We start from the raw sequence: 4,404 nt of genomic DNA on the forward strand, positions 1-4,404 counted from the left end.
ATTGTGGAAGCCCTTGTTAAGGAGGGAATCATAAAATGACAGGTTTAGTATATTTGATTGGCGCAGGCCCTGGAGATTCTAAATTAATCACTGTAAAAGGTAAGGAATGTATAGAACGCGCAGACGTTATTGTATATGACTATTTAGCAGATGCTCATCTATTAGAATGGGCTCGTCCTGATGCAGAATTGATTTATGCAGGGAAACAATGCAAAGACCACACCATGCACCAATGGGAAATCAACGAACTATTGGTAGCAAAGGGAAAAGAAGGCAAAATCGTAGCCCGTTTAAAGGGTGGTGATCCACTCGTATTTGGTCGCGGTGGGGAAGAAGCTATGGCACTTCGTGAGGCCGGTGTTCCTTTTGAATTTGTACCTGGTGTTACATCGCCTATCGCAGCGCCTGCCTATGCTGGTATTCCTGTAACACAACGCGCTATGGCTACATCCTTTGCTGTTGTTACTGGTCATGAAGACCCAACAAAAGCGGTGTCTGGCATCCATTGGGAAGGTCTTGCCACAGCAGTGGATACACTTTGCTTTGTTATGGGCGTAGGTAATTTACCTACGATTGCAGAAAAATTGATGGCTCATGGCCGTCCTGCTAATACACCAGTGGCGCTCGTTCGTTGGGGTACTAAACCTGTTCAAGAGGTGCTTGTTTCCACACTAGAACATGTTGTAGAAGACGTGGAAAAGGCACAACTAAAAGCACCAGCCATCATCGTTGTAGGCGATGTTGTAAACTTGCGTGAACAATTGCAATGGTTCGATAACAAGCCATTATTCGGCAAAACGATTGTGGTTACTCGTGCTCGCTCTCAAGCTAGCAAATTCCGCGATATGCTCATGAACCAAGGAGCCAATGTAATCCAAGCTGCTGCTATTAAAACAGAACCTGTAGAATTATTTGATGAAGATAAACGTTTATTACATGGCGTAGATCGCTATTCTTGTGTCGTATTCACATCCGCTGAAGGGGTACGCTACTTCTTTGAAGCATTGTACGGGGAAGGCAAGGATGCGCGTTCCTTAGGTTATGCTAAGGTATGTGCTATCGGTAGTGCCACAGCTAAAGCGTTGACGAATTATGGCATTACACCGGATATTATCCCTGTAGATTATAAGGCTGAATCCGTTGTTGATGCATTGAAACAGCATGTTCAACCTAGACATACAGTGCTATTAATTCAACCTAAGAAGGCTCGTGAAGTGATTCCTCGTGAATTGCGTCACTTAGATATCGACGTAGATATCTTGCGCTTGTATGAAACGCAACAAGATACATCTCAACAAGAGGCATTGGTAGATGCATTGCAACATGGTCATGTCGACTATATTACATTTACTAGCTCCTCTACAGTTACCAATACATTAGAGTTATTGGGTGAGGATGCACTTTCACTATTAGAACATACAAAGATTGCATGTATCGGACCTATTACGGCCGCTACGGCTATGAGTGCAGGTTTAAAGGTAGATATCATTAGTCCTGTATATACGACAGAAGGTCTTGTAGACACAATCGTGAAAGACTGCGCTAACTAATATACTGTCATTATTAAACGGAAGAAGGAAATTTACTATGTACGATTTAACATATCGTCCTCGCCGTTTGCGCACTTCTCCAGAAATGCGTGATTTAGTACGAGAAACAACATTAGATACAACTGATTTGATTTATCCATTATTCATCGTTCCTGGTGAAGGAATAAAAAAAGAAATCGACACATTGCCAGGACAATACCATTTATCCGTAGACGAAGCGGTAAAGGTGGCGCAAGAGGCTTATGACCTCGGTATTCGCGGTGTAGAAATCTTTGGCATTCCTACCTATAAGGATGAACAAGGTTCTTCCGCATGGGATATGGAGCAACCGGTACAACAAGCGATTAAAGCCATCCGTGAAGCGGTGCCAAATCTCTTGGTCATTGCAGACGTATGCTTATGCCAATATACATCTACTGGTCACTGCGGCATGATTGATCATCACGAAATTTTAAATGATGAAACATTGCCTCTATTGTGCAAGGTTGCGGTTAGCCAAGCGCAAGCAGGTGCTCATATGGTGGCGCCATCAGATATGATGGATGGCCGTGTAGGTGCTATTCGTGAAGCTCTTGATGAAGCTGGTTTCACCAATGTATCTATCATGAGCTACGCTGCCAAATATGCATCTGCCTACTATGGTCCATTCCGTGGCGCCGTTAATTCGGCTCCACAATTTGGGGACCGTAAATCGTATCAAATGGATCCGGCTAATCGCTTAGAAGCAATGCGTGAAATTGAACTCGATATCGCTGAAGGTACGGATATTATCATGATTAAACCGGCATTATGCTATTTAGATATCGTTCGCGAAGCCCGTGACCGTTATGAATTACCATTGGCTGTCTATAATGTATCTGGCGAATATGCGATGGTTAAAACGGCTGCAGCTGCTGGTCTTATCGATGAACAACGCCTTGTTATGGAAACGATGCTCTCCATGAAACGGGCTGGTGCTAAGATTATCATTACATACCATGCCCTTGAAGTGGCACGTTGGCTTAAACAATAAGGAGTGACTATGTTACAACTAGGTAAATCAGAAAAAGCGTTTGATGAAGCGAAACGATATATGCCAGGTGGCGTTAATAGTCCTGTTCGCTCCTATCGCAGCGTAGGCTCAAACCCTCCATTTATTAGCTCCGCTAGTGGCAGCCGCATCTATGATATCGATAACAACGAATACATCGACTATGTGTTGAGCTGGGGCCCTATGATTTTGGGCCATGCGAACCCTGAGGTCGTAGCTAGTCTACAAGAGGCTATTCCTCGTGGTACAAGCTATGGTGCGCCTACACTGTTAGAAACGGAATTGGCTAAGAAAATCCAAGCCTTCATGCCATCTATGGAAATGGTCCGTCTTGTTAACTCTGGTACAGAGGCGACTATGAGCGCATTGCGCGTAGCTCGTGGGTATACGGGCCGTGATCGTATCGTTAAATTTGTTGGCTGTTACCATGGTCATAGTGATTCCCTATTAGTGAAAGCCGGCTCTGGTCTCGCTACATTTGGCGTACCAGATAGCCCAGGCGTACCAAAGAGCGTCGCAGAAAATACCATCACATTGCCTTACAATGATATTGATGCGGTTAAACAATTATTCGATGAAATAGGTGATACCATTGCTTGTATTATCGTAGAACCTGTTGCAGGCAATATGGGCTGTGTGCCACCAGTAGAAGGATTCCTTGAAACCTTGCGCGATGTAACAAAGGCGCATGGTGCACTATTAATCTTTGACGAAGTTATGTGTGGATTCCGGGCTAGCAGCGGTGGTGCACAAAAACTATACAATATTAAACCCGATTTGACATGCCTTGGTAAAATCGTTGGCGGTGGTATGCCTCTCGCTGTATTTGGCGGTTCTAGCAAAATCATGAGCGAAGTAGCACCATCCGGCCCTATTTACCAAGCCGGTACTTTGAGTGGTAATCCTGTGGCTGTAACGGCAGGTCTTGCTACATTATCTATGTTGCAACGAGATCCAACCATCTTTAAACAAGTGGAAGATAGCACAAAAGCATTGTGTAATGGCCTTGAAGAATTGGCTAAGAAATACAATGTGCCTGCGGTGGTGCAACGTGTAGGCTCTATGTTTACCTTGTTCTTTACAGATAAACCGGTTCGCAATTTTGATGACGCTAGTGCATGCAATGCGGACCATTTCGAGATATTCTTCCATCATAACTTGAGCCATGGTATTTACTATGCACCAAGCTCTTTTGAAAGTAACTTTGTATCTATCTGTCATAAATCGGCTGAAATTGAAAAAACATTGGCTGTTGCAGAAGAAGCTTTCAAAATTATCAGTGAAATACTGTAATATTCTTTTGACGTAATCGATGTAGGTGATGAACATGCAATTTTACAAGAACTTAAAACGGGCTCGCGTACGCATGGGAAAGAGCCAAATCGAAGTCGCCAAAGCTGTAGGTATTAGTAATGCAGCATTGTCCAATTACGAGACTGGCTATAGAGAGCCAGACCTCGATACACTGTGCGCATTGGCTCGTTACTATGAGCTGACCTTAGATGAACTCGTGAATGTTAATAATGAACAGCAAGAACGCATTTATGATATTAGCACCGCTGTGAAGGATACACATATTAAGTTCAAAGGGAACTTGTATGAATTAAAAGCATCGCAAAAGAAGGTTCTCTTGCGAGAACTGGATACAGTGTTTGAAAAATTTCAACGATCTCGTATAACATCTATCAAAGAAGGTACCTCACATCGCCATCCTCATATCAATAGGGGAGGACTATTGGGGGCAAACCTTGCGGTGAGTCGCGTGATAAAACGACAAGATACTAAATGACGAGCGACACTTTGAAGAACTATAACTGAATTATA

Annotated in this window: 4 protein-coding genes; all 4 read left to right on the forward strand. The window is 43.5% G+C overall.

Going from position 1 to position 4,404, the window contains the following annotated elements; translation table 11 throughout:
* The first annotated feature begins 35 nt into the window (after positions 1-35).
* The 4 genes from cobA to RYP29_RS08350 are packed head-to-tail and all read left to right on the forward strand — an operon-like array spanning position 36 to position 4,369.
* Complete coding sequence (gene cobA / locus RYP29_RS08335) at positions 36-1,550, forward strand: uroporphyrinogen-III C-methyltransferase (protein ID WP_311533055.1); 1,515 nt, start codon at positions 36-38, stop codon at positions 1,548-1,550.
* Positions 1,551-1,587: 37 nt separating this feature from the next.
* Positions 1,588-2,562 (forward strand): porphobilinogen synthase, encoded by a 975-nt coding sequence (hemB, locus tag RYP29_RS08340; protein WP_311533057.1) that lies wholly within the window; start codon positions 1,588-1,590, stop codon positions 2,560-2,562.
* Between the two features lie 9 nt (positions 2,563-2,571).
* On the forward strand, positions 2,572-3,873 hold the full coding sequence (gene hemL, locus RYP29_RS08345) for a glutamate-1-semialdehyde 2,1-aminomutase (protein ID WP_311533059.1): 1,302 nt from the start codon (positions 2,572-2,574) through the stop codon (positions 3,871-3,873).
* A 34-nt stretch (positions 3,874-3,907) separates the two neighbouring features.
* A complete protein-coding gene (locus RYP29_RS08350) occupies positions 3,908-4,369 on the forward strand; it encodes a helix-turn-helix domain-containing protein (protein ID WP_311533061.1) in 462 nt (153 codons plus the stop codon).
* Positions 4,370-4,404 lie beyond the last annotated feature (35 nt).

It is taken from the genome of uncultured Veillonella sp., from assembly GCF_963534045.1.
Classification (GTDB): domain Bacteria; phylum Bacillota; class Negativicutes; order Veillonellales; family Veillonellaceae; genus Veillonella.

Coding starts and splice junctions, on each gene's coding strand:
- cobA (WP_311533055.1), top strand. CDS start 36: ATGACAGGTTTAGTATATTTGATTGGCGCAGGCCCTGGAGATTCTAAA.
- hemB (WP_311533057.1), top strand. CDS start 1,588: ATGTACGATTTAACATATCGTCCTCGCCGTTTGCGCACTTCTCCAGAA.
- hemL (WP_311533059.1), top strand. CDS start 2,572: ATGTTACAACTAGGTAAATCAGAAAAAGCGTTTGATGAAGCGAAACGA.
- RYP29_RS08350 (WP_311533061.1), top strand. CDS start 3,908: ATGCAATTTTACAAGAACTTAAAACGGGCTCGCGTACGCATGGGAAAG.